The organism is Neorhizobium phenanthreniclasticum (assembly GCF_040066075.1).
GTDB classification, from domain to species: Bacteria; Pseudomonadota; Alphaproteobacteria; order Rhizobiales; family Rhizobiaceae; genus Neorhizobium; species Neorhizobium petrolearium.
Map to the genome: position 1 here is coordinate 228,832 of NZ_JBEAAL010000003.1, position 26,421 is coordinate 255,252.

Here is a 26,421-nt window from a genome sequence, read left to right on the forward strand (position 1 = left end):
CAAGCCCAACTAACCCCCAGGGGACCGATAACGGATGCCTTCACTTAAGGATCTGAAAAACCGGATCGCCTCCGTCAAGGCGACGCAGAAGATCACCAAGGCGATGAAGATGGTCGCCGCGGCGAAGCTGCGCCGTGCCCAGGAGGCGGCCGAGGCCGCCCGTCCTTATGCGGAGCGGATGAACAAGGTGCTGGCCGGCCTTTCGGCCGCCAACGCCGGCAATGCCGAAGCGCCGTTGCTGCTGTCGGGAACGGGCAAGGATCAGGTTCATCTCCTGATCGTCGCGACCGGCGAACGCGGTCTGGCCGGGGGCTTCAACTCCTCGATCATCCGTCTTGCCCGCGATCATGCGCAGAAATTGCTCTCCCAGGGCAAGACGGTGAAGATCTTGACCGTCGGCCGCAAGGGCAACGACGTCCTGCGCCGCAGCTTCAAGGAAAATATCGTCCACTACATCACCTTCCGCGAAGTCAAGCAGCTTGGTTTCGTGCAGGCGGATGAAGTGGCGCACAAGGTATTGGACCTATTCAATGCCGGCGAGTTCGACGTTGCGACTTTGTTCTTCGCGCGCTTTCAGTCGGTGATTTCGCAGGTGGCAACTGCTCAGCAGATCATTCCGGCAAAGTTCGAAGCGAGCGAGGCAGCGAATAACGGGTCTTCGGCGCTCTACGAATATGAGCCCGGCGAACAGGAAATTCTCGAAGACCTGCTGCCGAAAAACATCGCGGTGCAGATTTTCCGGGCGCTGCTTGAAAACAACGCTTCCTTCTATGGCGCGCAGATGTCCGCGATGGACAGCGCGACGCGCAATGCCGGTGAGATGATCAACAAGCTGACGCTTTCCTACAACCGCCAGCGTCAGGCGCAGATCACCAAGGAACTCATTGAAATCATTTCGGGCGCGGAAGCGCTCTGAGGTAAAGAAAGAGGGTAAGAATCATGGCTACCGCAACGGGCTCGTCCCTCGGCAAAGTGACCCAGGTTATCGGCGCTGTCGTTGACGTCGCTTTCGACGGCGACCTTCCGGCGATCCTGAACGCGCTTGAGACCGACAACAACGGCAACCGCCTCGTTCTCGAAGTCGCGCAGCACCTCGGTGAAAACTCTGTTCGCACGATCGCGATGGACTCGACGGAAGGTCTTGTCCGCGGTCAGCAGGTCACTGATACCGGCGCTCCGATCTCGGTTCCGGTCGGCCCGGAAACGCTTGGCCGCATCATGAACGTCATCGGCGAGCCGGTCGACGAAGCTGGCCCGCTCAACACCGAGCACAAGCGCGCCATCCACCAGGATGCTCCGGCCTACGTAGAACAGTCCACGGAAGCCCAGATCCTCGTCACGGGCATCAAGGTCGTCGACCTTCTCGCCCCTTACGCGAAGGGCGGCAAGATCGGCCTCTTCGGCGGCGCAGGCGTCGGCAAGACGGTTCTCATCATGGAACTGATCAACAACGTCGCGAAGGCGCACGGCGGCTACTCCGTTTTCGCCGGCGTCGGCGAGCGGACCCGTGAAGGCAACGATCTCTATCACGAAATGATCGAGTCGGGCGTCAACAAGCATGGCGGCGGCGAGGGTTCCAAGGCAGCCCTGGTTTACGGCCAGATGAACGAGCCGCCGGGCGCCCGCGCTCGCGTCGCTCTGACTGGCCTGACGGTCGCCGAAGATTTCCGCGACAGGGGCCAGGACGTTCTGTTCTTCGTCGACAACATCTTCCGCTTCACCCAGGCAGGTTCGGAAGTGTCGGCTCTGCTCGGCCGTATTCCTTCGGCCGTCGGTTATCAGCCGACGCTTGCAACCGACATGGGCCAGATGCAGGAGCGCATCACCACCACGACCAAAGGCTCGATCACCTCGGTTCAGGCCATCTATGTTCCGGCCGACGACTTGACCGACCCGGCGCCGGCGACCTCGTTCGCCCACCTCGACGCGACAACGGTTCTTTCCCGTTCGATCGCCGAAAAGGGCATCTACCCGGCCGTCGATCCGCTCGACTCCACCTCGCGCATGCTCGACCCGATGGTCGTTGGTGAAGAGCACTACGACGTGGCTCGTAAGGTCCAGTCGACCCTGCAGCGCTACAAGGCGCTTCAGGACATCATCGCCATCCTTGGCATGGACGAACTGTCGGAAGAGGACAAGCTGACGGTTGCCCGTGCCCGCAAGATCGAGCGCTTCCTGTCGCAGCCCTTCTTCGTCGCCGAAGTCTTCACCGGTTCGCCGGGCAAGCTCGTCGCGCTCGAAGACACGATCAAGGGCTTCAAGGGCCTCGTCAACGGCGAATACGACCACCTTCCGGAAGCAGCCTTCTACATGGTCGGCTCGATCGAGGAAGCAGTCGAGAAGGCCAAGAAGCTGGCGGAAGCGGCCTGATCCTGAACGAGATGGCGCGCGGGAAAATTTCCGGTGCGCCGTCATTGCATAGAACACAGAGCATCTCGGCTAAAACAGAATCGCCTTTGATGCTCTGACTTTTGTTTTCCCGCGATTCCGGATGCAAAACCGCTAGGAATTTTTGCTGGAATTGCTCTAAGGAAGTGGACCGTTATGGCCGACGCTTTCAATTTTGAACTGGTTTCGCCCGAGCGTCTCCTCGTGTCGGAGAAGGTCACCGAAGTGGTGATTCCGGCCACTCTCGGCGAAATGACGGTGCTGGCCAACCACGCGCCGACGATGACGACCATCAAGCCGGGCGTGGTTTCCGTGAAACTCGCCTCCGGCCAGGTCAACAAATACGTGGTGTTCGGCGGCTTCGCCGACATCCTGCCGACCGGCTGCACGCTGCTTGCCGAATCCGCCGTGCCGCTCAGCGAAGTGACGCGCGAGACGCTGCAGCGGCGGATCGAGGTTACACAGGCCGAGATCGATAAAGCCCAAAGCGATGAGCACAAGACCAAGCTGGAACTGTTCCTGGCAGAACTGACCCATCTCAACGGCATCGTCATGCCGGCCTGAGTGCCCAACCATTCAAGAATTGCTGGCGGCCCAAAAGGCCGCTTTTCTTTTGTCTATTGACCTGCGAGCAGGTGCTGATGCAGGCGCGCCGCCCCCGGTGAAAGGGAGCGGTAGCGTGGCATGCCAAGATAATAGCCGTAACCGGTTTCGATCCGATTCGATCCGACTTCGATCAGTGCCCCGGATGCAAGTTGTTCCGCGATCAGTCCGATGCTGCCGAGTGTGATGCCTTCGCCCTGCAGGGCCGCGTCGATTGCCAGCGAATAGGTGGAAAAGGAAAGCCGCGGGTTCGGCCACCTTTTCGGCGGATGCGGGATGCGCGTGAACCATTGCCGGAACGAGATCCAGTTGGCGTTGAACCGCTCGTAGTCGATCAGATCAAGATCGGCAACTTCATCGGCAGTTAGTGATGCGGCATCCAGGCCTCTTCGGGCAAGATAGGCGGGAGAGGCGACCGGCACCAGGATTTCCTTCCTCAGCAGTGTCAAATTCCAGCGCGGGTGTTCGCCGGTGGAATAGAGGATGACGAGATCGTTGGCCTCGGACGCCAGTTCCGATGGTGAATCCGTCGTCAGCAGCCGTACGGAAACGGAGGGACTTTCGTTGTCGAAATCCTTGAGCCGCTTGCCGAGCCAGAGATGCGAAACCGAGCCGCTTGCAGCAATCGAGATGATTTCGCGCCCGCCGCCACGGAAGGGTTCAAGGCTTTCCTCCAGATATTCGAGCATTGCGCGTACTCGCTGGAAAAGCCGCTCACCCTCCGGCGTCAGGGCCAGATTGCGGCCGCGGCGGGTGAAGAGCTTTGCGCCGAGTTGATCCTCCAGCCCCTGGATGCGGCGGCTCACGGCGGCTTGGGTGATATGAAGCTCACGGCCGGCGCGGGAAAAATTCATGAAGCGGCAGGCGGCGTCGAAGACGCGAAATGCTTCCAGAGGAATGCGGTCGAGCATCACGTTTCTCCATAATCTCAAGTCATCCAATATCCCGAAAAACCGATGGATTTGAAGAGCTGAGATTGTGATGCAGACTGAAGGCATTCCCAAACCGGATTTGCTGCCCGTGTCATTCTCGACTTCTTCCATTCCTCGTATCCGCTTCGCCGCCGGGGCGTTTCGTGAGATCGCATCCGCCGCAAAGGCCTTTGAGGGTGCGCGAACCGCCTTGATCGTGATGGATGGCTTCCTGGTCTCTTCGGGATTGGCCGGGGAAATTGCTGGCGATCTGGCCGAGATCGGGATTGAGGCGCGGCTTTATTCGGATTTTTCCGGAGAGCCGAAGCTTGCGCATGTGCGAGCCGCGACCGAAGCGGCCAGAGGCGCTGATCTAATGATCGGTGTCGGCGGCGGTTCGGCGCTGGATATCGCCAAGATCGCAGCCTGCTGTGCGACGTCCAGCGACGATCCGATGTTCTATGCGCTTGCCGCCAACCAACTGCCGAGGAATCCGCTCAAGAAGATCATGGTGCCGACGACAGCCGGCACGGGATCGGAAACGTCCGCGACGAACATTTTTACGGGTCCGGAAGGCAAGAAGCTGTGGATCTGGGGGGTGGAGACCAAAGCGGACCTCGTCATCCTCGACCCGAAGCTGACGATTTCGCTGCCGCCGCATCTCACGGCCTGGTGCGGCATGGATGCCTTCATCCACGCTTTCGAGGCCTCGACCAACCGCAATGCGCATACGGGTGCCAAGCTCTATGCTTATGAGGCGATGCGGCTCATCGCCGGCTCGCTGGAAACGGCGGTCAAGGTGTCTGGCAATCTCGATGCGCGCGGAAAGGTGCTGCTCGGCTCCTGTTATGCCGGCGTCGCGATCGACAATTGCGGGACGGCGGTAGCCCATAATATCAGTCATGCGCTGGCGGGGTTGGCGCCCGTGCATCACGGGCTGGCCACTGCGCTCGGCTTCGAGGCGACGTTGCCGTGGCTCGTCGAAGTCGATACGGCCGATCTGCATGCCGCAGCCAAAGCGATCCGTCTCGATGATGCTGCGGCGCTGCCGGCCTTCGTCTCAGACATGATGGATCGCTGCGGGATAGTGCGCGCGCTGCCGAAGGCATTCGAACCCTTCAATGCCGCCGATCTGGCCGCAGAGATGCGTGCGCCGGAAAATCAGCCGATGCGGCGTTCGACAATCCGCGACATGTCCGATGCGGATATCGATGCGTTCGCCGACAAGATCATGTCGCTCCCGAGGACCCTCTGATGACCGGAATCTACACCCGCGACTACTGGGAAAAGAAACTATCGACGCTGACGCTGGAAGGCCGGCATTTCATCGATGGCGAATATCGGGCCTCGACGTCCGGACAGACCTTTACCCGCGTTCGCCCGATGGACGGCAAGCCCGGCGCGGAACTGGCTCGCGGCAATACTGCGGATATCGATGCGGCGGTTGCTGTGGCACGAGCAGCGTTCGAAAGCGGCGTCTGGCGAAGCCAAGAACCGCTCGAAAAGAAAAAGGCCATGCTCCGTTGGGCGGAGTTGATCCGCGCCCATGGCGAAGAGCTTGCGCTGCTGGAGACGCTTGATGTCGGCAAGCCGGTGCTGGCATCGCTGAACGTCGACGTGCGGCTGTGTGCGGACGGCATCCAGTATTATGCCGAGATGATCGACAAGATGTATGACGAGATTGCACCGAGTGGACCGAACGCCCTCGCTCTGGTGCGCAAGGTGCCGCTCGGCGTTGTCGGAGCGATCACGCCCTGGAACTATCCGATGATCATTGATGCCTGGAAGCTCGGGCCAGCGATCACGGCCGGCAATTCCGTGGTGCTAAAGCCTGCCGAACAATCCTCGCTTTCGGCGATCCGGCTCGCTGCATTGGCTGTCGAGGCGGGGCTTCCGGCGGGCGTGCTGAACGTCGTTTGCGGTTATGGCGAAGAGGCCGGCAAGCCGCTGGCGCTGCATATGGATGTGGATATGATTGCCTTTACCGGCTCGACCGAAGTGGGCAGGCTGATCATGGGATACGCGGCGCAATCGAACGTCAAGCGCGTGGCACTGGAACTCGGCGGCAAGTCCCCGCTCGTCGTCTTCGCGGATGCCGATCTCGATGCCGCCGCTTCGGCCGCTGCCTGGGGGTGCTTCTACAATTCCGGCGAAACCTGCCATGCCTCGACCCGGCTTCTCGTGCAGCGCTCGGTTCAGGACGAACTGATCGGGAAGATAGAGGCGGTGACGAAAAGCGATATTGTGCTTGCGCATCCCTTCGAGCCCTCGGCACAGATCGGCGCTCTGATCGAGGAAGCACACATGCAGAAGGTGCTCGGCATGATCGCGACCGGCGAGAAGGAAGGTGCACGGCGTGCCTTTGGTGCCGAGCGGGTGCTTTCGGACACCGGCGGTTACTATGTCTCGCCCGGCGTGTTCGTGGACATGACCAACGACATGAGCCTCGCCCGGCAGGAAATCTTCGGCCCGGTCCTGGCGACTATCCCCTTTGATACGGAGGAAGAGGCGCTGAGGCTTGCCAACGACACGATCTACGGGCTTGCCGGCGCGGTCTTCACGAAGGACATGGACCGGGCGCACCGCTTTTCCGAAGCAATCCATGCCGGCACTGTGTGGATCAACACCTATGACATGTCGAGCTTTGCAACGCCCTTCGGCGGATTCAAGCAATCCGGCTTCGGGCGCGACCGTTCGGTGCATGCGATCGACAAATATTGCGACTACAAGACCATCTGGCAGCAGTTCGGATAGGCGGGGGAGGGGACATGAGCCGGATCGCATCGATAGAAATTTCGCATCACCGCCTGGAGCTCGATCCGCCTTTCAAGGCAAGCTGGGACGGCCGGCCGCGGCATCATTTCGACGCGACGATCGTCCGGGTGCGGGACGAGGATGGGCGCGAGGGTATTGGTTCCGGTGATCTGATGAAGGGATTCGACGGCCATGAAGACCTGTTCATCGGTCAGGATCCGCGTCATATCGAGCGACATTACGAGGTTCTGTCGCACATCAACTTCCATTACGGTCGCTGCTGGCCGCTCGATCTGGCACTCTGGGATCTTGCGGGCAAGGTAACCGGCGAGCCGGTCTGGCGCATGCTCGGAGGGCGAACCGATCGTGTCCGGCTCTACGCTTCTTCCGGCGTGCTGCGAGATCCCTCCGCAATGGCGGAACAGGCGGAGCATTATGTCCAGGAAGGGTTCACCGCTATGAAAGTGCGGTTCTCCTCATCCGCCGGCGGGCGTTCGAGCTGGCGCGACGACGTGAAGGCGCTGGAAGCGATCCGCCTTCGTGTCGGCGATCGGCTGGAACTGATGGTCGATTGCAATCAGGGTTGGCGCATGCCCTGGGACACGACGCTGCCCTGGACCTTCAAGGATTCGCTCGTCGTGGCGCGCGAACTCGAACGGCTCAATATCTACTGGATGGAGGAGCCGCTGCATCGTTCCGACCTCAAGGGCATGAAAGCGCTCAGAGAGGCGACCTCGGTGCGGATCGCCGGCGGCGAGATGACTCGTGAGCTTTACGAGTTCCGTGACATCATCGAGGAACGGGCCTTCGACGTGATCCAGCCGGACGTGGCGCTGGTCGGCGGTATCACCGGCTGCCGTCGGCTCGTCTATCAGGCGCGCGAAGCGGGCGTGATGTTCACGCCGCATAGCTGGACGAACGGGATCGGCGTGCTGGCGAATGCGCATCTGACGGCCGGCGCAGGCGATGCTCCCTTTCTCGAATACCCTTACGACAATCCGGAATGGAGCGAAGCGCGGCGCGATTTCCCGCTTGTCCAGCCGCTGACGCATGAAAATGGCTGGCTGGAACTCGGTGAGAGTCCCGGTCTCGGCATCGTGCTGAACGAGGAGCGGTTGAAGGCCACGCGGATCGGTTAGGGTCATCGCTGCCAACCGGCTTGTATGCCGGCGCGCAACGCGTTAGCGCTGGTGCCAGGAGGTTTGCGATGATCGACAAGTTGGAATTCTTCATCGCGCTCGCACGCGAAGGCCATTTCGGCCGGGCAGCCGAGGAATGCGGCATCTCGCAGCCATCGCTTTCGGCAGCGATACGGCAGCTTGAGGAGAGCCTTGGCGTGCAGCTCGTGGTTCGTGGCTCCCGGTTCCAGGGTCTGACGCCGGAGGGACAACGGGTGCTGGAATGGGCGAAGCGCATCGTCGGCGACACGCGCACCATGCGCGAGGAGATGCGGGCCGCGCGCAAGGGGCTTGCGGGCCACATCCGGCTCGCGGCGATCCCGACCGCGCTTGCCATGATACCGCGGCTCACAGAACCCTTCCAGGCAAAGCATCCGGACGTCACCTTTTCGGTCGTCTCGCGCAATTCGCTGCAGGTACTCTCCCAGCTCGACAATTTCGAGATCGATGCGGGGATCACCTATCTCGACAACGAGCCGCTTGGCCGCGTCACGAGCGTGCCGCTCTATTCCGAACATTATAATCTGGTCACGGCAGTCGGTACGCCGTTGGCCGATCGCGAGCGGGTGACCTGGAAGGAGATGGCCGATCTTAGGCTCTGTCTGTTGACGCCGGACATGCAAAACCGCCGGATCATCAACCAGCATCTCGCAGATGCCGGCGTCACCATAGAGCCGATGCTTGAGTCGAATTCTATGGTCGTGCTGCTCTCGCATGTTGGCACTGGCCGATGGGCGAGCATCATGCCGCGCAATGTGGCTCGTTCATTCGGATTCGCCAAGCAAATTAGCACGATTCCGATCGTTGAACCTGAGGCCAGTCATATCGTCGGATTGGTGGCGACGCATCGAGAGCCGTTTACGCCGCTGGTCTCCGCTCTATTGCACGAAGCGCGCAACCTGAGCCCTGCGGCGATGGATTGATAGTTTTTTTCTATCGATCAACCAATCTCCTTTATTGACGGTTGCGACATGCGTTGCGAGAGTCCGCCTTCATAGGTGAAGTACGACCGCCGGAGGGCTTCGCCAGCTTTCTGATCCGCAAATGGTCGAAAAGAGGGCCGTGTCGGATCAGCCGGGAGGCTAAAAGATATGAACATGCGCATTTCCGCTGGTGAGTTCACCGAGCGGTCGCTTCAGATCATCAGGGATCTGAAGCATCTCGAAGGCCCGATGTTGCCGATCCTGCATGCGATCCAGGCGGAGTTCGGTTATGTGCCGGAGGAAGTGAAGCCGATCATCGCCAGCGAACTCAACCTGTCGCGCGCGGAAGTGCATGGCGTCGTCACTTTCTACCATGATTTCCGCGAGCATCCGGCCGGCCGGCATGTGTTGAAGCTCTGTCACGCCGAGGCCTGCCAGTCGATGGGCAGTGACCGTATTGCCGATCGTGTCCGTGAACTTTTCGGGATCGACTTTCATCAGACGACGCTGGACGGCGCCGTCACGCTGGAGCCGGTCTACTGTTTGGGCCTTTGCGCCTGCGCGCCGGCTGCAATGCTGGACGGAGAGGTTTACGGCCGCGTGGACGAGCACTGTCTTGATGAGATCATCACGGAGGTGCGCCGATGACGGTGGCAATCTTCGTGCCGCGCGATGCCGCTGCGCTCGCGCTCGGAGCCGAAAAGGTGGCGAAGGCGATTACCCAGGAGATCGCAGCCCGCGGCCTCGATGCGAAAGTGGTGCGCAACGGCTCGCGCGGCATGTTCTGGCTGGAGCCGCTCGTCGAGGTTCGCAATGGGCATGGCCGTGTCGCCTACGGCCCGGTGAAGGCGAGCGATGTGAAAGGCCTATTTGATGCCGGATTCCTGACGGGCGGCGATCATCCGCTCTGTCTCGGGCTGACGAAGGATATTCCGTTCCTTCGTCAGCAAACGCGTCTTACTTTTTCCCGGTGCGGGGTTACCGATCCGGTTTCCCTTGATGACTATCGGCAGTATCAGGGGCTGAAGGGACTGGAAAAAGCGCTCTCCATGGCTCCTGCCGAGATCGTCAGGGAAGTCACTGACAGCGGCCTGCGCGGACGTGGTGGAGCGGGCTTCCCGACCGGCATCAAATGGAAGACGGTTCTGGATGCGGCCGGTCCGCAGAAATACATCGTCTGCAATGCCGACGAAGGGGACAGTGCGACCTTTGCCGACCGTATGATCATGGAGGGCGATCCCTTCGTGCTGATCGAAGGCATGATCATTGCGGGCGTCGCGACCGGTGCCACCAAGGGTTATGTCTATATCCGTTCCGAATATCCGCATGCGATCGAGACGATGACGGAGGCGGTCGAGATCGCCCGTGTCGCCGGTATCCTCGGACCGTCGGTGATGGGGTCGGCGCATGCGTTCGACATGGAAATCCGATCGGGTGCCGGTGCCTATGTCTGCGGCGAGGAGACCTCGCTCCTCAATTCTCTCGAAGGCAAGCGGGGGATCGTGCGCGCCAAACCGCCGCTGCCGGCATTGAAGGGGTTCCTCGGCCGTCCGACCGTGGTCAACAATGTCATCTCGCTTGCTTCCGTGCCGGTCATCATGGATCGGGGGGCGGCCTTTTATCGCGATTTCGGCATGGGCCGGTCGCGGGGCACGATCCCGATCCAGATCGCCGGCAATGTCAAATATGGCGGGCTCTACGAGACCGCTTTCGGCCTGTCGCTGGGTGAGATCGTCGATCATATCGGCGGCGGCACGGCAAGCGCACGGCCGGTAAAGGCGGTGCAGGTGGGCGGCCCGCTGGGCGCCTATTTCCCACGTGCTCTGTTCGATACGCCGTTCGATTACGAAGCCTTTGCGGCCAGGGACGGATTGATCGGCCATGCGGGGATTACCGTTTTCGACGACACGGTGGATATGCTCAAACAGGCGCGGTTCGCGATGGAATTCTGCGCCATCGAAAGCTGCGGCAAGTGTACGCCGTGTCGTATTGGCTCGACACGGGGCGTGGAAACGGCCGACAAGATTGCTCAAGGCGTCGAGCCTGAGAAGAACAAGGCGCTGTTGGCGGACCTCTGCAACACGATGAAGTTCGGCTCGCTCTGTGCATTAGGCGGCTTTACGCCCTATCCGGTGATGAGCGCGATGAATCACTTCCCGGAGGATTTCGCTCCAACACCCTTTATCGAAGCGGCGGAGTAACATCATGTCCCTCGTTCACGAAATCGACTACGGCACGCCGGCGTCCGGATCCGAAACCCAGGTGACGCTTACGATCGACGGGCGGCAGATCACCGTGCCGGAAGGCACCTCGATCATGCGCGCCTCGATGGAAGCCGGCATCCAGGTGCCGAAGCTTTGCGCCACCGACATGATCGACGCTTTCGGCTCCTGCCGCCTCTGTCTCGTGGAGATCGAAGGCCGCGCCGGAACGCCGTCCTCCTGCACTACGCCGGTCATGCCTGGCATGGTCGTCCACACCCAGACAAACCGGCTGAAGGACATCCGCCGCGGCGTGATGGAACTCTATATCTCCGACCACCCGCTCGACTGTCTCACCTGCGCCGCCAACGGCGACTGCGAATTGCAGGACATGGCCGGCGCGGTGGGACTCCGCGACGTCCGTTACGGCTACGAAGGCGACAATCACGTCAAGGCTCGCAACAATGGCGAGATCAACGCCAAGTGGATGCCGAAAGACGAATCGAACCCTTACTTCACGTATGACCCGTCGAAGTGCATCGTCTGTTCGCGGTGCGTGCGCGCCTGCGAGGAAGTGCAGGGTACGTTCGCGCTGACGATCGAAGGTCGCGGTTTCGAGAGCCGCGTCTCGCCCGGCATGCACGAGCATTTCCTGGATTCGGAATGCGTTTCCTGCGGTGCCTGCGTACAGGCCTGCCCGACCGCGACACTCACGGAGAAGTCTGTGATTGCCATCGGCCAGCCGGAACATTCGGCCGTCACGACCTGCGCCTATTGCGGCGTCGGCTGCTCCTTCAAGGCGGAGATGCGTGGCGAAGAACTCGTCCGCATGGTGCCCTACAAGGATGGCCAGGCGAACCGCGGCCATTCCTGCGTCAAGGGCCGTTTCGCCTATGGCTATGCGACCCACAAGGACCGCATCCTCAACCCGATGATCCGCGAGAAGATCTCCGATCCGTGGCGCGAAGTGACCTGGGAAGAGGCTTTTGCGCACGTGGCGTCGGAATTCAGGCGCTTGCAGTATCAGTATGGCCGCGACTCGGTCGGCGGCATCACCTCGTCGCGCTGCACCAACGAAGAGACCTTCCTTGTGCAGAAGCTGATCCGCGCCGGCTTCGGCAACAACAATGTTGATACCTGCGCGCGCGTCTGCCACTCGCCGACCGGTTACGGCCTCGGCCAGGCTTTCGGGACCTCGGCCGGCACGCAGGATTTCGACTCCGTCGAACACACGGACGTGGTGATCGTCATCGGCGCCAATCCGACTGATGGTCATCCGGTTTTCGGCTCGCGGCTGAAGAAGAGGTTGCGCCAAGGTGCCAAGCTGATCGTCATCGATCCGCGCCGTATCGATCTTGTCCGCACGCCGCATGTGGAAGCCGCCTATCACCTGCCGTTGCAGCCGGGCACCAATGTCGCCGTGCTGACCGCGCTGGCGCATGTCATCGTCACCGAAGGCCTGTTCGACGAAAAGTTCATCCGCGAGCGCTGCGACTGGTCGGAATTCGAGGACTGGGCAGCCTTTGTGTCCGAAGAGCAGCACAGCCCGGAGGCGACGGAAAAATTCACCGGCGTGCCGGCCGACCTCGTCCGCGGCGCGGCCCGGCTCTATGCCACCGGCGGCAACGGCGCGATCTATTACGGCCTGGGCGTCACCGAACATAGCCAGGGCTCGACGACGGTCATGGCGATCGCCAATCTTGCGATGGCGACCGGAAATATCGGCCGTCCGGGGGTCGGCGTGAACCCGCTACGCGGCCAGAACAACGTGCAGGGTTCCTGCGACATGGGCTCCTTCCCGCATGAACTGCCGGGTTATCGCCATATTTCCGACGACGCGACCCGCGACATCTTCGAGAAGATGTGGGGGGTGACGCTCAACAACGAGCCGGGCCTGCGTATTCCCAACATGCTGGATGCGGCCGTCGAGGGTACGTTCAAGGGTATCTACATCCAGGGCGAGGACATCCTGCAGTCCGATCCGGACACCAAACACGTTTCGGCAGGGCTTGCCGCGATGGAATGCGTGGTGGTCCACGACCTCTTTTTGAATGAGACGGCCAACTACGCGCATGTCTTCCTGCCGGGGTCGACCTTCCTCGAAAAGGACGGGACGTTCACCAATGCCGAGCGCCGCATCAACCGAGTCCGCAAGGTGATGAGCCCGAAGAACGGTTACGCCGACTGGGAAGTGACCCAGAAGCTTGCGCAGGCGATGGGGCTCAACTGGAGCTATACCCATCCATCCGAAATCATGGACGAGATCGCCACGACCACGCCGAGTTTCGCCCTGGTTTCCTACGACCATCTCGACAAGATGGGTTCGGTTCAATGGCCATGCAACGAAGCCCATCCGGCCGGCTCGCCGATCATGCATGTCGACGGTTTCGTGCGCGGCAAAGGCAAGTTCATCCGCACGGAATATGTCGCGACCGATGAACGCACAGGCCGGCGCTTTCCGCTGCTACTCACCACCGGCCGCATCCTCAGCCAGTACAATGTCGGCGCCCAGACGCGACGCACCGACAACGTCGCGTGGCATACGGAGGACCGGCTGGAGATCCATCCGCATGACGCCGAGCAGCGCGGCATCAAGGACGGCGATTGGGTGAAGCTTGCCAGCCGCTCCGGTGATACGGCGCTCAGGGCACTGATCACGGACCGCATGGCGCCGGGCGTGGTCTATACGACTTTCCATCACCCGAACACGCAGGCAAACGTGATTACCACCGACTTCTCCGACTGGGCGACCAATTGCCCGGAATACAAGGTGACGGCGGTGCAGGTTTCGCCCTCCAACGGTCCGACCGAATGGCAGAGCGACTATGAAGAACTGTCTCGCCGGTCGCGGCGGATCGCGGGGAAATTGGAGGCTGCGGAGTAACCGCATGAATCTGCTCAAGACCACCGCCACAGTCCCGGAAATCGCTCGTCGTAATGGCGTCATTCGCGCCGGTTCGCGGGTGGTGCCCGAGGAGGTGCCGATCGCCTTTTCCTATGGCGGTTCCACCCATGCGGTCATGATGGGCACGCCCGCCGATCTCGAAGATTTTGCCGCGGGCTTCAGCCTGACGGAGGGTATCATCACCTCGGCGGACGAGATAGAGGAGATCAGCGTCGTCGATGAAGGGCGTGGCCTCGACGTGCAGGTTACGCTTGCCGAAGATAAGGAAGATGCCCTTCGTACCCGCCGGCGGCATATGGCCGGGCCGGTCGGCTGCGGGCTTTGCGGTATCGAGTCGATCGATCAGGCGATACGGCCCGTGCCGGATGTTTCGGCCGTCCTGCTGGCGCTGACCTTGAAGGACGTCACTGATGCTGCCGCATCGCTCAACGATGCGCAACCGCTGCATGCCGAGACCCATGCGGTTCACGGCGCCGGTTTTTTCGTGCCCGGCAAAGGCCTGATCGCAGTACGCGAGGATGTCGGCCGCCATAATGCTCTCGATAAGCTGGCCGGCGCATTGGTTCGGCAGGGCATCGAAGGCCCGTCCGGCGTGGTCGTCGTCACCAGCCGGATTTCGGTCGAGATGGTCCAGAAGACGGCGATTCTCGGCAGTGCCCTTCTGATCGCCATTTCAGCGCCGACCGCGCTTGCCATCCGCACGGCGGAAGAAGCGGGTATGACCCTCATCGCGCTGACGCGCGGCGAGGATTTCGAAGTCTTTACGCGTACCGATCGCATTACCACTGGAGTTGTCGCCGATGTCGCATGATCAGGGGCTGGAAAAACTGATCCGGATGGCGAACCAGATCGCCACCTTCTTCATGTCGCAGCCGGAAAACGTACGTGCCGAAGGGGTCGCCACACATATCAACAAGTTCTGGGAGCCGCGCATGCGCTGGCACCTTTTCGAGCATCTCGACAACGGCGGCGAGGGGCTTCTGCCGCTTGTCATCAAGGCTTCGGTGCTGATCCGCCGACCGGACGCCAAGGCCGGATCGGGCGTCGGCATCGGAGAGGACGCGGAGGAGGGGGCGCCCGGTGGCAAGGGACCGGCATCGGGAGAATCGCTTTCCGAACCGAGCATCCCGGAAGTCAGGGCCTGATAGCGCGAATTTCTGTCTTCCGGATCGCGAAACAACGATTGCCGAGCCGCGTCATCCCAGGGCGGCGGACGAATCTTCGCTCACATAAAAGTTCTAAAAAAAACGGAGGCGGCTCCGATTGACGAAGCGGGAATGCGATCTAGATTGATCGTGGAGCCTGACGCCGCTTTCCCCAAGCTCATCCCGCGCGTTCCGCGCGCCGCCCGGCTCCGTACAGATTATCTCGATCTTCAGCCTTCAGTGCACACGGGAGTTTTCCATGCGCTACAATCAGCTCGGTAATACGGGTCTTTTCGTTTCAGAAATTTGCCTCGGCACCATGACGTTCGGAGAGGCGGGCGCCGCCTCGCAATGGAGCCAGATCGCCGGCGTCGGACAGGACGCCGCCGACAGGATCGTCGAGCGATCGCTGGCTGCCGGCGTCAACTTCATCGATACGGCAAACGTTTATTCGCTCGGCAATTCCGAGCGTATTCTCGGCCAGTCTCTCAAAAATCTCGGCGTAGCGCGCAAGGACGTAATCATCGCCACCAAGGTTCATGGCCAGATGGGCGACAAGCCGAACGATCGGGGTTCTTCGCGCGGCCATATCATGGATTCCGTAGAGCAAAGCCTCGAACGGCTGCAGACGGATCATATCGATCTCTATCAAGTTCATGGCACGGATACGGTGACGCCGATCGATGAGACGTTGCGGGCGCTGGACGATCTCGTGTCACGCGGCCTCGTGCGTTATGTCGGCCTTTCCAACTGGGCGGCCTGGCGCATCGCCAAGGCGCTCGGCATTTCCGAACGCAAGGGCTTTGCCCGTTTCGAGACGGTGCAGGCCTATTACTCGATCGCCGGTCGTGATCTGGAGCGCGAGATCGTTCCGTTGATGCAGGAAGAGAAGCTTGGTCTGATGGTCTGGTCGCCGCTCGCCGGCGGTCTGCTTTCCGGAAAGTACGGTCCCGGTGCGTCAAGCAACGGCGAAGGCCGCCGCGCGAGCTTCGATTTTCCGCCGGTCGATAAGGATCGCGCCTGGGCCTGCGTTGCTGTCATGCGCGAAGTAGCCGCCAAACATGGCGCGAGTGTCGCGGAAGTGGCGCTGGGCTACATCCTGGCCAAGCCGTTCGTGACCAGCGTCATCATCGGAGCCAAACGGTTGGAGCAGCTCGAAGAAAATCTCAAGGCGGTGACCTTGAGGCTCGATGCCGATGATATGGCGAGGCTGGACGAAGTGAGCGCACTGCCGCCGGAATATCCTCGCTGGATGCTCGATCGTCAGGGGGCTGGACGCAGGCCTGCCCCGTTCGAACCAAAGGAATGATCATCAAATAAAGCAAAAGCCGCCGGCGATGTCGCGCGGGCGGCTTTGCAAGCTTATCCGTGGTCCGCTTAGGCGGCCAGGTCTTCCGCCTCGGTGCCCTTGAACATCTTGGCGAGATTCAGGAAGCAGATCATCCCGTTCTCGTTTGCGATGATGCCTTCCGAGAAGGATTTGTCGAAAGAGGCGGAAATCTCCGGAACCGGCTGAACCTGGCTCGAGGGAATGGTGAGGATATCGGAGACGCGGTCGACGAGCATGCCGATCACCATGTTATGCACCTCGGCGACAACGATGGCGCTGCGCTCGTTGGCGACCGTGCTCTTCATGCCGAGCTTGTAGGCGAGGTCGATGATCGGGATGACGGAACCGCGCAGGTTCATGACACCGATCACGTCCGGTGGCGCATGCGGGATCGGGGTCGAAGGGGCCCAGCCGCGGATTTCGCGGATTGTCGTCGTCTTCACGCAGAACTCCTGTTCGTGCAGACGAAAAGCTATGATCTCCAGCGTTTCGCCGCTGTAGCTTGTGGAGTTGATTGTCGTAGCCATCAGAATTCTTCCCAACTATCCGTTGCCTGGGCGGCAGCGGCTCCCCCTGATGCGGCGCGCGCGACCGTTGCCATGAGATTGCGTGCCGGCGATGCGACAGGGCGTGCATCAGGTCGCGCTTGAGCAATTCTATGCGAAGAGTGTTGCCCAAATCTAAATTGTGCCAGGAGATTGCGCAGGGTTTCGGCTTCGCGGGCCAAGCTGTGGCTGGCTGCCGTCGTTTCCTCGACCATGGCCGCATTCTGCTGTGTGTTCTGGTCCATCGAATTCACGGCGTTGCTGATCTCGCGGATCCCCGTGGATTGTTCACGGGATGCTTCCACGATCGCGACGACATTGCCGTTGATGTCCTCCACCTGGGCGATAATCTGTTCCAGGGCTTTGCCAGTCTCTCCAACCAGGGCAACGCCACGCTTGACATGTTCCGAGGAGGTGGAGATCAGGGTCTTGATTTCCTTGGCTGCGGTAGCGGACCGTTGTGCGAGTTCCCGGACTTCCTGGGCAACAACCGCGAAGCCCTTTCCGGCTTCGCCCGCCCGTGCTGCTTCGACGCCTGCGTTGAGTGCCAGGAGATTGGTCTGGAACGCGATATCGTCGATGACGCCGATGATGTTCGAGATTTCTTTGGAAGAGTTCTCTATCTGATCCATCGCGCCGACGGCATTGCGAACAACGGCGCCTGAATGTTCGGCGCCGCTCTTCGTGCGAGAGACAAGGCCGCCTGCTTCTTCGGCGCGCTTGGCGCTGTCGGTAACCGTTCGGCTGATCTCTTCCAGCGCCGCCGCAGTTTCTTCGACTGCCGCTGCCTGCTGTTCCGTCCGCTTTGCCAGGCTGTCGGAGGCCTGGCGGATTTCGCTGGAGCCGCCGGCGATGCCTTCTGCATTCTCGCCGACCGTACGCATAGCCTCTGCCAGCTTGGCGACCGCCTCGTTGAAATCGATACGGATCTTTTCCAGCGTCGGGATGAAAGGCTTCTCGATCTGAGCCGTGAGGTCACCATGGGACAGCGCGGTAAGGCCGACGGCAAGATCATCGACAGCGCGCACCCGCTCGGTAATGTCGGTCGCAAACTTGACAACCTTGAAGACCCGGCCATCGGCATCGAAGATCGGGTTGTAGGAGGCCTGGATCCAGACCACCTTGCCGCCTTTGCCGATGCGCTTGAATTCCTGGGCGATGGCTTCGCCGCCCGCCAGCTTCTTCCAGAATTGACGATAATCGGGGCTGTCACGGAATGCCGGCTCGCAGAACATGCTGTGATGCTTGCCGGCAATCTCGGCGAGCTGGTAGCCGAGGCAGGACAGGAAATTATCGTTGGCGGTCAGGATCTCGCCGGTCGGTGTAAATTCGATGACAGCCTGGATCCGCGAGATCGCATTGATCTTCCCTTCGTCTTCGGCGGCCTTCAGCTTTGCGGCAGTGATGTCAGTCGCAAACTTGATGACCTTGTAGGGCTTACCGCCGGACATGACCGGATTGTAGGACGCCTGAATCCATATTTCGCGGCCCCCTTTCCCGATCCGCTTGTAGGTAGTGGCATCACATTTGCCGCTACCCAGGCGCGCCCAGAAGTCCTTGTAGTCCTGTGACCTCGTATAAGCCGGGTCGCAGAACATGCTGTGATGCTTGCCGACAATCTCGGAGAGCGTATAGCCGAGTGCCTTGCAGAAATTTTCGTTGGCCGTGAGGACGTTTCCGGACAGATCAAACTCGATGATCGCCTGCGATTTACCGAGCGCTGCAAGTATTGCTTTTGCGTCGGCGCCTGGAAGAGAAAGGATGGACATGGACTTGGTCTGCTCCAGCTTGTGAGTTGAGCTTCGTCTCAAGTCGCCAGTCGCTTCTTTGCGAAATAAGCACCGCGCTGCATGGGGTACTTGAGTCTCACAAGAAGTAGCCCATAAAAATTAACGTCAGGTCAATGATTTGCTTTATGTCCTTGGGGAAAATACGTACATAAACTTTATTATATCAATTTTCTACATGAAAGGCGTGCATTTTTTGTGTTTGCCGCTGATGATCAAGCCGAACGGGTCGGGCGATCCAGGACCCGCCGGCCGAAGAGGCTTGCCGTCAGTTCCACCATGATCCGCGCGCTCTTGCCGCGATCGTCAAGGAACGGGTTCAACTCGACGAGATCGAGCGAACAGACAAGTCCGGTATCATGCAACATTTCCATGATCAGATGCGCTTCGCGGAAGGTTGCGCCTCCCGGTACGGTGGTGCCTACTCCCGGCGCGATATCCGGATCGAGGAAATCCACGTCGAGGCTGACATGCAAAAGACCGTTGGCGGCGTTTACCCTATCGATCACCTGAAGCATGATCGCTGCGATGCCGTTCTCATCGATGGCGCGCATGTCGAAGACGTTGACGCCGTGCTCGGCGATCATCTTCCGCTCGATTTCATCGACGGAGCGGATGCCGATCTGGAAAACATTCCGCGGGTCGACCATGGGGCGGTCGCGGTCGAGGATCGGTGCGAATTCCGCCTGTCCTGTGAAGAAGGCCACCGGCATTCCGTGAATATTGCCTGACGGCGAGGTTTCCGGCGAGTTGAAATCCGCATGAGCATCGATCCAGAGCACGAAGAGTGGCCGGCCGATCCCGGCAGCGTAACGGGCCATGCCCGGCACGCTGCCCATGGAAAGGCTATGATCCCCGCCCATGATCACGGGTATCGTACCGGCTTTAGCCTTTTCATAGGTCCGGTTTTCCAGAGCCCGCGCGAAAGCGCCGACGATCGGCAGATTCTTGGCATCCTGCCGCTCTTCGAGATCGGTTGCAGGTTCCGGGCGCAGGTCTCCGCTATCGCTGACGCGGAACCCCAGGCCTTCCAGCGACTTGACAATGCCAGCCAGACGGAAGGCTGCCGGGCCCATGGCGCACCCGCCGCGGCCGGACCCTTCTTCCAGGGGAACGCCGATCAATGTGATGTCCTTGGAGTTCATTCTCTTCTCCGGGAAAGGCAGGATAAATGAGGCTCGAAATCAGTATTCTCGCTCGTAAAAGATGCCGGCCTTGCCGCCTTCTGTCCCGGCGCCGGCCTTGAGTTTCACGCCTCGGCCGATATCGAGATTGATCGTGGCCTCGGCGCCGCCGGAGCCGCCCTGCTCGACCTGCACATAGGTACGATTGTTGATGTAGCGGCCGACGGAGACGGTCGTCTGGCCCGTCTCGTCGGTGTTGATATCGAGGTCGTCGACGCCGAGATTGCTGCGCAGGGTTTCGAGAAGGGAGGTGGAACCACCACCGGCGAGCTGGGTAACGGCATCGGCGAGCTGGGCGATCTGCAGCGGCGAAAGCCGGGACATGGACTGGCCGAAGATCAGCCGCGCCAGGACCTCATCCTGCGGCAGGGCGGGCGAAGAAGAGAAGGTGATGGTCGGATCGTTCGCCACGCCGCTGACCTTCACGATGATTGTCGTCTGGGCCGAGGTCGTGCTGGCTTCCATGTTCAGGACCGGGATCAGCCCGCCGCCGAAGGTGATTTCACCTTCCGTGAAATCGAGCCGCTTGGCGAGGATGACGATGCGTCCACGGCGCATTTCGAAACCGCCGGAGACGATGGGATCTACTGCTGTGCCGGTTATGGTCAGGTCACCGCCGAGTTCCGCATCGATACCGCGACCGCGGACGAAGATGCCGTTGGGAGCGCTGATCTGCAGATTGAGGGCGATCGGCCTCGAACTGCCGGTTGCCTCCCTGGGACGGAGTTCCTCCATCTGTCGCAGCACATCGGGTGGGGCATTGCGGTGATGGATGTCTATTTCCGCAAGCGAGGTCGGGAGCCGAGCAGGCACGGTGATCGCTGCCTTGGTCAGCGTTACCCGGCCACCAAGGACGGGGCCTGACGTCAGCGGGCCGGTCAGGGTCAAGGCGCCGTCGGCCGTTGCGGCAAAGAGGGTCCCGTCCGCATAGGTTGCCCGCGCCAGCGTGATCCTCAGATCGGCCGGAAAGCCGGAGCCGGGCGTAATGCCGACCGAGCCCTGGATCGAGATGCTGCCGCCGCCTGAGAGCTTGCCGGAGAGCTGGGAAATATTGGCGTTGTTACCGTTGAAGGAGATATTGGCGGCAAGATCAGTAACGGCAAGGTTGCGCCGCACGTCGACAAGCCGTGCGCCGGATGAGGAGGCCGTGCCAGTGATCGCCGGCGCCGAAGCCGTGCCGCCGATTGCCAGATCGATATTGCCGGTACCTTCCAGCACGAAGCCTTGAGCGGCAAGCTGGCCGGCGAGGATGGAGAAGGGCAATTGCCCGTTGAATTTGAGGTTGAGAGGCTTTTCGCCAGCCAGTGAAACCGAACCGCGGCCCGCAAGCGAGATGCCACCGCCACCCGAAAGTCTGGTATCTACGGTGACTGCAGCATTCTGGAAAGTCCCGTTTGCCGTGACGTTCAGTGGTGCCAGCCCCGCAGATGCGGTCTGGCTGACGCCGGCATCGGCCCAGCGAAGATCGTAACGGACGGCAGGCGCTTCCGGCGTCCCGGTTGCGGTGACTGTCCCGGAAATTGTGCCGCGGGCGCCCAGGTTCGGCGCGAAGGCGTTGATCAGGCTTGCGGGCACCGCATTGGCACGGGCGTTGATGTCGAGAGCCGGAACACCGTTCTGAAGGAGAACGCGGCCGGCGGCGGACAGGTCGAGGCCGTCGGACCCCGTCAGGCGGGTGGTGTCTAGTGCGATCGTCCCATTGGCAAAGCTTCCGCTTGCTTCGAGGCGAAACGGACTGATGCCAGCATCGCGCGTCTGGCGAAGCTGTGCATCATTCCATTCAAGATCATAGCGGATGGCAGGAGCGGACGTGGACCCCGTGGCGTTCACGGTGCCGGAGATCGTGCCGGCAGCGTTGATCGCGGGAACGAAGGCATTGAGCAGGTTCGCAGGCAGTGCGTTGATATTGGCCGTCAGGTCGAGGGATGAGCCCGCAGTGCCGTTAACGGTGACGCTGCCGCTGCCGGTCGCGAGCGTTAGTCCGGCAAGCCGCGCACCACCATTGGCGATGGCAATACGGGTGGGGGCGGCAAGCCGAACCGGGATGTTGCGTGGCGAGGCGGTGAAATTCTCTATGCCCACCGAGATCTCGCCATCGGTCTGGACATCACCAACGGCATTGAGCGGCGCATTGTCGTATTGGGCGGTGAGGTTGAAGCCTGTCCTGCTGCCGCTATGGCTGACGTCAAGGTTGATGTCGCTGACGCCAACGGATCCGGCGCCGATGCGGGCGGCGCGCACGGTGCCCTCGGCCGCAATCGCCTTTATGTCCGGAATGGCAAGATCGATGTTCGGCTGGACGATCTCGATCGAACCGCGGCGAAGCGCATTGCCGGAGGCCCGGATTGCGGCGCCGGCCCGGCCATCCGGATTGCTGAAAGTCACGGAGCCGCGGAGATCGCCCTGGGCCTGTTGGGCGGCGAGTGCGGCAAGCATCGAGACATCCGGAAAATCGAAGTTCAACTGGCCTTCCGGCAGGAAATCGGGTGAGAAGCTCAACGCACCATTGAGTTTGTTGGGGCCGACCTCGGCGCTGATTGACGGTGCGCTCGTACGGCCCTGTGTCGAGATTATATCGGCGTTGGCGCGGATCGGCTGGCCGTCCAACGAGCCCGTGGCCGTCAACTTGCCCCTGGGTGCGTTCGGGTCGGCGGTACCGTCGAAGACAACGCTCATGTTCTGGAGCTTGCGGCCGACGAGACGTGCGTCCGCGGAATTGAGAACGGCCTTCACGCCCATTGCGGCGAGCGGGCCGTTGACAGCGATGTCGAACCCCGCAGCGCCCTCGCCTTCGGGCAGCCAGCGCTTCAAGTCCGGCATGCGGCCGGCAAGGTGGCCGGTCACGGTCTGGTTTTCGAGAACAACGTTACCATTCGCCTCAACTGCATTGGAGCGCATCACGAAGTTTTCGAGGCTTACACGGCCACGGCCGTCGGTCGCCGCGTTGACATAACCTTCGGCCGAAAGTTTGCCCTCGAACTTCGAGACCAGCGCGGCCGGCAGCACGGCAGGGTTTGCGAAGACACGGAAATTACCAGTGACAGCCTGCTTCGACATGTCATAGGCGCCAGAAAGTGTGCCATTGACATTGGCGCTGTCAAAGGTCGCCGCGTCGAGGCCGATCGCCGGCGGCGCGAGCCTGAGCGGCGCATCCAGCGTCACAGGCCCGCCGATGATTCGATCGAGGCTATCGTTTGTAAAGTCCGTGCGAGCAACGGTGAACCGGCTGCGGATACTGCCTGCGCGATCGATGAGATTGAGATCCTCGCTTTCCGCCTGCAGACGGATTTGCCCGAAGCGACCTTGCGGCAGTTCGGCGGCGCTCAAGGCAGCCGTTGCGTTGAAGCGGGCCGAGGATGCGGCACCCGTCAGGGTGAAATTGATGCTCTCGAAAGAAAACCGGCTCTCCTGACCGCTGATCGGCCAGACGAAGGCTACCGGACCGTTGGTGCCGGCGAGACCCGCAGTGAGGCTGTTGTCGCCCGTTGGATCCCAGACCCCCTGTGCGGAAATCTTCACGGCGCCCGAGGTGAGGTTGCCGCGTTCGATGTCGACGCGGCCGGAGTCGGCATAGATTGCGGCGACATTGATATCGGTCGTGCCGTCGAACAGAGGCCGGAACGCGGGCGGCAACAGGGTTGCGAGCTGGCCGCCGCCAGTCACCTCGACGCGGTGCCTGCCGTCCTCGATGAGCATGTGCTTGCCGTCGACGGCGATGACCGGGGTGCCGCCGACGCTGCCCTGCAATTTGCCGGCCCAATCGGAAAGCGGACCTTCGCCGTCGAGCGCCAGTTCCACCGCAGGCGCGCCCGGCAGGCGCAGGAGGCGGGCAAGCAGACCACCTTGCGGCTCGGAGACAGCGGCTTTCAGTGTCAGACGATTCTCGGAGGGGGCGTAGACCACATCGGCGGATGCCTTTGCATCCGGCTCATCCTTCCGGGTTGCCTGCAAATCGAGCGAGATGTCGGGTCCGGTCGCATCTATCGAGCCCTTGACCGAGAGGGAGAAATCCCGTCCGGAAAGCGCCTGAGAGAGATTGATGTCCGGCAGGTCGATCTGTGCGACGCGGATGCCGATCGGGAGAGGGGATCCTGAAGAACTCGAAGTCGTTTGAGGTGCTTCCGGAGTGTTCGAGGGCCGCGGCGGACGGATGAAATTCACGGTCTCGGCGGAAATACGTTCGGCACGGAAAACACCTCCGGCCAACGCCGTTGGTGACCAGTCAACCTTGATGCCGCCGATCTGGGCGTAAGGCCCTGCCTTGTCGGAAAGGGTAAGCGTGTCGATCCGCAGATCGCCGGTCAAAAGGCCCTCCGGCCGCGAAAAGGTGATGGTTCGGTCCGGGGTGGAAACAATTGCGGAGATTCGGTCTGCCGCCACCCGTCCGCCAACGGGAGTGAGCGCCACGAAAAGGAGAACACCAAGCGCCATGACGAACAGGATCGCGGCCGCGCCAAGCACGGCTTTCACAACCCATTTCAGCAGGCGAACCATCAGCGTCATGCCCGATATGCTACCTTTCCATCTGCCTTTCAGAATGCCTGTCCTATACCAGCATAGATCCCGTATTGGCTGCCGCCATCGTAACGCTGCAACGGAATTGCGACGTCAAGTCGGAGCGGCCCAAAAGGCGTGGCATATCGTACGCCAATCCCCGCTCCCGCGCGTATATCAGAAAAATCAGGCATGATTCCGGTCGACACGGTACCGACATCGATAAAAGGTACAATGCTGATACTCTCTGACACTTTTACCCGTACTTCGAAAGAGCCCAGCGTATAGGATCGCCCGCCCGTCGGCTCGTCGGCACTGTTATAGGGCGAAATTTCCCGATAGGCATAACCGCGCACCGATCCACCGCCTCCGGCGAAGAATCTGCGTGTCGCCGGAATGCTTTCAAGATCGTCGGCACCGACCAATGTACCGGCCGCAAGCCGGCCCGCGAGCACGATGCCATTTTCTTCCCCGAAGCCGAGATAGCCGGAGATCGAACCTTCGAATGAGGAGAAGACCGTGCCGTCCAGAAGCTCATAGCTGGGCTTTGCCGCAAGCGTGGCGTGATAACCTTCTGTAGGGTCGAGCTTGTTATCGCGGGCGTCTCGTTCGAAACCGACCGGCAGACTGACCGTGAGGTACTGGTTCTTGCCGAATGCGTCATCGGTATTGATCCAGGCCACTTCGCCGCCGCCGGTGAGCTTGTCTCTTTCGTTCAATTCATAAGCAATGCTGGCCGAATAGGTGATCGATTGCGCCTCGTAGGCATCCGGCGTCTCGCTCTTGGCTTCGAGACGGGATTCGAAAGTCGCCTCGGGCACGAAGGCACCGGGTTTGGTGAATATGATGCCGGCGGAGTAGTCGTAGGTGCCGAGATCGGTCGTGGCTCCGATGCCGGACACCTTGCCCTCGATACGCAGCGATTCGGCCTCGCCGAACAGATTGCGATGACCCCAATAGCCTTCAAGGCCGATTCCGTCGATCGAGGAGTATTCGGCGCCGAAGCCGAAATAACGATGTTTGCCTTCTGAAACCTCGATCGTCAGCGGCAGCGAACCATTCGGAGCGAGTCTATCCGCCTCGCGGATCGTCACGCTCGAAAAGACACCGAGCTCGCGCAGGCGGTCATTCGCCTTCTTCAGTTGCTCCGGCGAATAGCGCCCGCCTCTGTCGAGCCGCGAATAACGGCTGATGAAGGCGGCATCGACGGTGCGCGAGCCCTTGACGGCCACCGCACCGAAAGGCGCCATGGGACCACCGACAGCACCAAGCACGACATCGATGGTATTCGTCCTGTGATCGGCGGTTACCTGTCGCTCGGTAAGCTTTGCAAGCGGCCGGCCCTCATCCTTCAGATCGACGAGAAGCTGCTCGCCGGCTTTGAGGATGAGGCGAGATCCGGCTTTTCCGCCGGGAACCAGGTCGTATTTTGCGGGATCGCGTCCGACGGCATCTCCTTCAAAACGCACTGAGCCAAGCTTGAAGACCGGACCGGGGGCGATGCGAACCGTCACCGGAACCGGCGCCGCGTGATTGAAGGTCGGATTGGGTGGCAAGCTGTCTATGTCGGTGCCGTCGACGGAAATATGTACGGTGCCGCCGTAACGCGCTTCTTCATAAAGAACGGCGATCAGTCGGTCGCGGTCTTCCCGTGCCTTGATGATGACACCAAGATCGCCGGAGACGGGCTGCTTCTCGTCGGTGACGAGCGACGCCGCATTTTCGAGGCGCTCCTTGAGATCCTTGTCCGCATCTCCCGTCTCGAGTGTCACGTCGTACCGGACAGGATCGATGACCTCGACCGTCTCCTCTTCATCCCCGAAGAGCGTTATGCCGAATATCTTGAAGGCGTAGGCATCGTTTGCGAGCGGCGGAGCAAACAGAAAGGCGGCGACGAGCATTGCGACGATGCCTGCTCCCCTCAGCTTCCGGTCCTTTTCCCGCCCCGTACTTTTGTTTCGCATACGCAAATTAACTGTCGACGCCTCGGCTTTGAGTCCTCATAGCCCCCAACAAAACCTATCTAACGGCAAAAGAAGGGGCGGGGTACCCCTTGTCTGTCCTTCGCGATGA

General features: G+C 61.0%; 19 protein-coding genes. 13 read left to right on the top strand and 6 right to left on the bottom strand.

Annotated elements, in window-relative coordinates:
* Positions 1–34: 34 nt before the first annotated feature.
* The 3 genes from ABK249_RS07240 (at position 35) to ABK249_RS07250 (ending at position 2,952) form a co-directional block, all read left to right on the top strand.
* A complete protein-coding gene (locus ABK249_RS07240) occupies positions 35–916 on the top strand; it encodes a F0F1 ATP synthase subunit gamma (protein ID WP_227704336.1) in 882 nt (293 codons plus the stop codon).
* Between the two features lie 23 nt (positions 917–939).
* Positions 940–2,370: a F0F1 ATP synthase subunit beta gene (gene atpD, locus ABK249_RS07245; protein ID WP_037156829.1), complete on the top strand. Its 1,431-nt coding sequence runs from the start codon at positions 940–942 to the stop codon at positions 2,368–2,370.
* A gap of 174 nt (positions 2,371–2,544) precedes the next feature.
* Positions 2,545–2,952: a F0F1 ATP synthase subunit epsilon gene (locus tag ABK249_RS07250; RefSeq protein WP_227704335.1), complete on the top strand. Its 408-nt coding sequence runs from the start codon at positions 2,545–2,547 to the stop codon at positions 2,950–2,952.
* A 53-nt stretch (positions 2,953–3,005) separates the two neighbouring features.
* On the opposite strand, the gene ABK249_RS07255 is transcribed toward ABK249_RS07250, so the two are convergent.
* On the bottom strand, positions 3,006–3,902 hold the full coding sequence (locus tag ABK249_RS07255) for a LysR substrate-binding domain-containing protein (RefSeq protein ID WP_227704334.1): 897 nt from the start codon (positions 3,900–3,902) through the stop codon (positions 3,006–3,008).
* Positions 3,903–3,972: 70 nt separating this feature from the next.
* Between ABK249_RS07255 and ABK249_RS07260 the strand changes: the two genes are divergently transcribed.
* From ABK249_RS07260 to ABK249_RS07305, 10 genes are all read left to right on the top strand, one after another.
* Entirely contained in the window at positions 3,973–5,157 is a 1,185-nt protein-coding gene (locus tag ABK249_RS07260) for an iron-containing alcohol dehydrogenase (RefSeq protein ID WP_227704333.1), read from the top strand.
* Entirely contained in the window at positions 5,157–6,656 is a 1,500-nt protein-coding gene (locus ABK249_RS07265) for an aldehyde dehydrogenase (RefSeq protein ID WP_348862509.1), read from the top strand. Before ABK249_RS07260 ends, ABK249_RS07265 begins: the two co-directional genes overlap by 1 nt.
* Positions 6,657–6,670: 14 nt before the next feature.
* Positions 6,671–7,795 (top strand): mandelate racemase/muconate lactonizing enzyme family protein, encoded by a 1,125-nt coding sequence (locus ABK249_RS07270; protein WP_348862510.1) that lies wholly within the window; start codon positions 6,671–6,673, stop codon positions 7,793–7,795.
* 68 nt (positions 7,796–7,863) lie between these two features.
* Positions 7,864–8,757: a LysR family transcriptional regulator gene (locus ABK249_RS07275; RefSeq protein ID WP_227704330.1), complete on the top strand. Its 894-nt coding sequence runs from the start codon at positions 7,864–7,866 to the stop codon at positions 8,755–8,757.
* A gap of 168 nt (positions 8,758–8,925) precedes the next feature.
* A complete protein-coding gene (locus ABK249_RS07280; protein ID WP_227704329.1) occupies positions 8,926–9,405 on the top strand; it encodes a formate dehydrogenase subunit gamma in 480 nt (159 codons plus the stop codon).
* Positions 9,402–10,958: a formate dehydrogenase beta subunit gene (locus tag ABK249_RS07285; protein WP_037156842.1), complete on the top strand. Its 1,557-nt coding sequence runs from the start codon at positions 9,402–9,404 to the stop codon at positions 10,956–10,958. Before ABK249_RS07280 ends, ABK249_RS07285 begins: the two co-directional genes overlap by 4 nt.
* Positions 10,959–10,962: 4 nt before the next feature.
* On the top strand, positions 10,963–13,842 hold the full coding sequence (fdhF, locus tag ABK249_RS07290) for a formate dehydrogenase subunit alpha (RefSeq protein WP_348862511.1): 2,880 nt from the start codon (positions 10,963–10,965) through the stop codon (positions 13,840–13,842).
* Positions 13,843–13,846: 4 nt separating this feature from the next.
* Complete coding sequence (fdhD, locus tag ABK249_RS07295; RefSeq protein ID WP_227704328.1) at positions 13,847–14,674, top strand: formate dehydrogenase accessory sulfurtransferase FdhD; 828 nt, start codon at positions 13,847–13,849, stop codon at positions 14,672–14,674.
* The gene (locus ABK249_RS07300) at positions 14,664–15,008 is read left to right on the top strand and encodes a formate dehydrogenase subunit delta (RefSeq protein ID WP_227704327.1); all 345 of its coding nucleotides are present in this window, start codon (positions 14,664–14,666) and stop codon (positions 15,006–15,008) included. The genes fdhD and ABK249_RS07300 overlap by 11 nt, the downstream gene beginning before the upstream one ends.
* Before the next feature lie 259 nt (positions 15,009–15,267).
* Entirely contained in the window at positions 15,268–16,317 is a 1,050-nt protein-coding gene (locus ABK249_RS07305) for an aldo/keto reductase (protein WP_227704326.1), read from the top strand.
* Positions 16,318–16,385: 68 nt separating this feature from the next.
* On the opposite strand, the gene ABK249_RS07310 is transcribed toward ABK249_RS07305, so the two are convergent.
* From ABK249_RS07310 to ABK249_RS07330, 5 genes are all read right to left on the bottom strand, one after another.
* On the bottom strand, positions 16,386–16,865 hold the full coding sequence (locus ABK249_RS07310) for a chemotaxis protein CheW (RefSeq protein ID WP_037156852.1): 480 nt from the start codon (positions 16,863–16,865) through the stop codon (positions 16,386–16,388).
* Positions 16,865–18,652 carry a methyl-accepting chemotaxis protein gene (locus tag ABK249_RS07315; protein ID WP_348862512.1) on the bottom strand — a complete coding sequence of 596 codons (1,788 nt, stop codon included), beginning with the start codon at positions 18,650–18,652 and terminating at the stop codon, positions 16,865–16,867. The genes ABK249_RS07310 and ABK249_RS07315 overlap by 1 nt, the downstream gene beginning before the upstream one ends.
* Before the next feature lie 233 nt (positions 18,653–18,885).
* Complete coding sequence (gene rocF, locus ABK249_RS07320; protein ID WP_227704324.1) at positions 18,886–19,815, bottom strand: arginase; 930 nt, start codon at positions 19,813–19,815, stop codon at positions 18,886–18,888.
* Positions 19,816–19,854: 39 nt separating this feature from the next.
* Entirely contained in the window at positions 19,855–24,357 is a 4,503-nt protein-coding gene (locus ABK249_RS07325) for a translocation/assembly module TamB domain-containing protein (protein ID WP_348862513.1), read from the bottom strand.
* A 29-nt stretch (positions 24,358–24,386) separates the two neighbouring features.
* The gene (locus ABK249_RS07330) at positions 24,387–26,312 is read right to left on the bottom strand and encodes an autotransporter assembly complex protein TamA (protein ID WP_348862515.1); all 1,926 of its coding nucleotides are present in this window, start codon (positions 26,310–26,312) and stop codon (positions 24,387–24,389) included.
* Positions 26,313–26,421 lie beyond the last annotated feature (109 nt).